The organism is Rhodopirellula maiorica SM1, from assembly GCF_000346295.1.
In the GTDB taxonomy this organism is placed as follows: domain Bacteria; phylum Planctomycetota; class Planctomycetia; order Pirellulales; family Pirellulaceae; genus Novipirellula; species Novipirellula maiorica.
In genome coordinates this window covers 1-3,654 of the sequence record NZ_ANOG01000316.1, presented here as the reverse complement: position 1 = coordinate 3,654, position 3,654 = coordinate 1, and the positions used below count along the sequence as shown (strand labels likewise).

Sequence of the window (3,654 nt, the reverse complement as noted above, 5' to 3'; positions counted from 1 at the left end):
CTCGGCAGTTTCGTGGGTCACGGCCCGCGGGGGGGCAGAAAGCGTCAATTTTCCCGTCGCACTCGACGCATCTGCAGCGGTGACGTACAAAAGGGGCCACGTTTCGCAAATGCTTGCATTAGCCGCGTTTGCCTTTGTGGCGTTAGTAATAATTTCCGGTTCTTCTTCTGCTCCTTCGACTCCAATTGCATCTAATGGCGAAAAACGCTTCCTCAAAAAATGGTTCGCCCCACCTGTTTGGTTCTCACGTATCGGTCGCGGGCGGATTGGCAAAAGGGGTTGCCCGCGCCGTCGATGTGGGGTGTGACGTGATCCAAGTGTTCACGAAAAACAACAATCAATGGGCCGCCAAGCCGCTCGTGGCCGCTGACATCGATGCTTGGAAGACGGCGTTGGCCAATTCGGGGATTCGCAATCCGATTGCGCATGCGTCGTACCTGATTAACTTGGCGTCGCCGAAGGACGACTTGTTTCAAAAGTCGGTGGATTCGTTGGTGATGGAACTCGAGCGCGCCAACGAGCTGGAGATCGAAGGGTTGGTCGTTCATCCTGGCGCGTTCACGACCAGTAGCGAAGCGGACGGCATCAAACGAATCATTGATGCGGTCGTCGAGGTGCTCGGTCGTGTTACGCCTGGTTCGTGTCGACTGTTGCTAGAGAACACTGCCGGCCAAGGTTCGTGCCTTGGCCATCAAATTCATCAGCTTGCTGCGATGATCGAAGGCGGCGGCGATTGCGAACGTGTTGGCGTATGTCTCGACACCTGCCACGCCTTTGCCGCGGGATACGAGATCAACACGAAGCAAGGGTTTGCCGATTTTCGTCAGGAACTCGATGATTTGTTGCCTGCCGGAGCGATCGCGGCACTGCATCTAAACGACAGCAAGAAACCGCTGGGTAGCCGAGTGGATCGTCACGAGCATATCGGCCGTGGCGAAATTGGGTTGGATGGATTCCGCCATGTGTTGACGGATGACAAGCTGAGCGTGATTCCCGGCTACCTGGAAACCGAAAAGGGGACCGACGAAGAAACGGGCGAAGATTGGGACCGCATTAATCTTGCCACGCTTCGCCGATTAGTCGCCGAGATTGTCTGATCACTCTGCTTTTGTCCGCCCTCCGCGAGAAAATCGCTAAAGGCTCGTTCGATGGCCCTTCCGTCTTCGCCGGGCGGGTAAATTTCGTAGCGAAAGTCGCAGAGACTTTCGGTTATTGGGGGCGTCCGGTGATAGGCAACGCAGGAGAAGGATTGAAAAAGTTCAATTGACAATTGTCAATTGAAAAATGGACAGGAAGGCGGTCGGAAGTGATCGCGGCGCGGATTCCGCCGGGGCAAGCCCGTGACGGAGATTGTCTGACGGTTCGGATTCGTTGGTAGCTGCCAGTTGCTCGCTCCGCCTGGGCGAGCCAGACGGAAGCGAAGTCGCGCGAGGTGTAGCGAAGGACGCAGCGACTTTTGGGGGCACACTATCGTGACGAAACTCTTGGCGAGTTTCGCTACGGCTTAGTCTCCAGTCTTCAGTCTCCAGTCTCCTCACTCCTCACTCTCTGCGATTCCGCTGTCACGTTGCCTTCCCTGAGAAAATCGCTAAAGGCTCGTTCCTCGGCCCTTCCGTCTTCGCCGGGCTACCAATTGGCCGAGACATCGCGAGGCGAAACGTTGAACTTGATTGTTCCGTTGGCGGGTTTGTATGCCCATCCTGCTTCGGCGTTGGGCTGCGTGACGACTTCTTTGGCCACGTTGTGGTCTAGGTCGTAGTAGACCGTGCTGCGACCATTCAGTGGGGCGTACACGGGCGGTGCCAGCGGCTCGTGAAGCAACGTTTCCATCACTTCGGGCAGCTTGTTCGCCGGAGGGTAAAACCCAGCGTGGGCCCGATACATTTCGATGGCGTTTCGCAGAATCGCCAATTGTCGGCGGCTAGGGACATCGTTCACAGGGTCGCCGTCGGGCAACAGTCGCGGAGCGGCCAGCGTGACGACAACTCCGATCAGCAGTGCGATCACCGTCATTTCCGCAAGCGTGAATCCGCGGCGTGCTGTGGCAAGGCGGTCGAGCGTTCGCATGGTGTATCGTCCTTGGAGGTGGTGACGCTATTCGCTGGCCGTCGCTTCATTGAGTCCAATCGCTGAGCCGAGCCCATCTGTTGTGATGCGGCCCATTGAAATTGGCACGATCGTTTTCAAGATCGAATGTCCGTGTGTCTTGGGATGAGCCAACCACCCTGGTTGCTGACCCGAACGACAGGATCGGTAGCCATAATCCGCATAACCGTCAAAGTGCAGCGAAACCGTAGGTGTTGTTTTTTTGCCACCGATGAATATTCCGCCCATCATCCTGTGCTGCGCTGTGGCAACATGCGGTCATTGTTACGTGTGCAATCGCACGGTCGATGGCTTTGCATAGCAGCGTCTGTAAGCGGTGATTTGCGACCGCGTCCCGGCTGGCAGTTGATTTGTTGGGCGTCCCGGTTGGATCCCATGCATAAATGGCGTGCCGTTTGCGATGAAGACGTCGTGAGCGGAACTCAGTGCTTTTGCATTTCGATTTTTGGAATCCGAAGGGCTGAACCCGCAAACGGCTTGTTGATTTATTAAGCCGCGACGCGTCAGCGACTGGGTATAACGCACGCACTAAGAAGGTGCCATGCTGCCCACGGCTCACCGTTGCGATTTGAATTTGGATTAAATCAACAAGCCGCACAGAAAAAAGCTGCAAACGATCGTTCCATTTAGTACCGGAGCCTGCACTTGAGCGTCTTCCCTCATCGCCCGTCCATTCGTCTTGCCCCCGATACACTTGTAGATGCTCCGTCCTACCGCAGCGGTGGGCGCGCTGTGCGGCGCGAGCGAGGGGCGACTGGCATGGCATCGTCGCATTTACGCGTGTTGCAAGTCGATCAAGAGTGTGGTGCTGAACACGCCGTCGAGTCGCAAGTTGCAAACGAGGGCGTCGCCGCGAGGCCCCAGCAAAACGACCCTCAGCAACCCCGGCCACCGGCGAGTAGCCCCCTGGTGCGAGGCCAGTGGAGTGCCGGCGCAAACACGGCGTCCTCGACCGTCGCGGTAGGCAGCATCGATCAAAGCGGGGCTGCCCAAAGCGGGGCGGCCCAAAGCGGGGCGGGCCAAAGTTTGACTGCCCAAAACGCGGCTGCCCAAAATCGGGCTGCTCTAAACGAAGTCAGTGAAACCGAGTGCTGTGAAACACACGCTGCTTCGTTGCCAATCCGACCCAATCCGTTTGAGCTGAAAAATTACACTTGGTTCGGATTGTTTATTTTTATTGTGTTGGTGTTTTCCAGTATCGCGTCGACGTAAACGTTTAAGCGGTAACCATTGGGTTCCGTTTCAGCGACTCGGACGCTATGGCACCTGGGGGGCAATGAAGAGCCGTTTAAGTCGGCAATTCCCGTTCCTTTGCGGCAAGCCGCTAAGGTGAACCATGCGTTAATTTGACGTTGCCGTGATCTGTTTTGTGACGCTCAGTCTTGGTTGACACTCCTCAGCAGTATCGATAACCTAGATTAAACAATCGAGCATTCGCTGTGCCCGGGCCCCCAAAGGTTCGGGCAGTTTTTANAGAGCCCTTATCGAAGCCACGACTATGAATCCCCAAGACATACTTCGTTACGTTGATTCGCTTCACCGTGAGAA

3 protein-coding genes are annotated in these 3,654 nt (G+C 56.1%); 2 read left to right on the top strand and 1 reads right to left on the bottom strand.

All coding sequences use genetic code 11. The features are described 5' to 3' along the window. Nucleotides 1-194: 194 nt before the first annotated feature. Nucleotides 195-1,097 carry a deoxyribonuclease IV gene (locus RMSM_RS10270; protein WP_008695121.1) on the top strand — a complete coding sequence of 301 codons (903 nt, stop codon included), beginning with the start codon at nt 195-197 and terminating at the stop codon, nt 1,095-1,097. A gap of 529 nt (nt 1,098-1,626) precedes the next feature. Here the strand turns inward: RMSM_RS10270 and RMSM_RS36680 are convergent. Next, nucleotides 1,627-2,067 (bottom strand): type II secretion system protein, encoded by a 441-nt coding sequence (locus tag RMSM_RS36680; RefSeq protein WP_008695120.1) that lies wholly within the window; start codon nt 2,065-2,067, stop codon nt 1,627-1,629. Nucleotides 2,068-2,865: 798 nt separating this feature from the next. Between RMSM_RS36680 and RMSM_RS10250 the strand changes: the two genes are divergently transcribed. Continuing rightward, a complete protein-coding gene (locus RMSM_RS10250) occupies nt 2,866-3,318 on the top strand; it encodes a hypothetical protein (protein ID WP_040765266.1) in 453 nt (150 codons plus the stop codon). Nucleotides 3,319-3,654 lie beyond the last annotated feature (336 nt).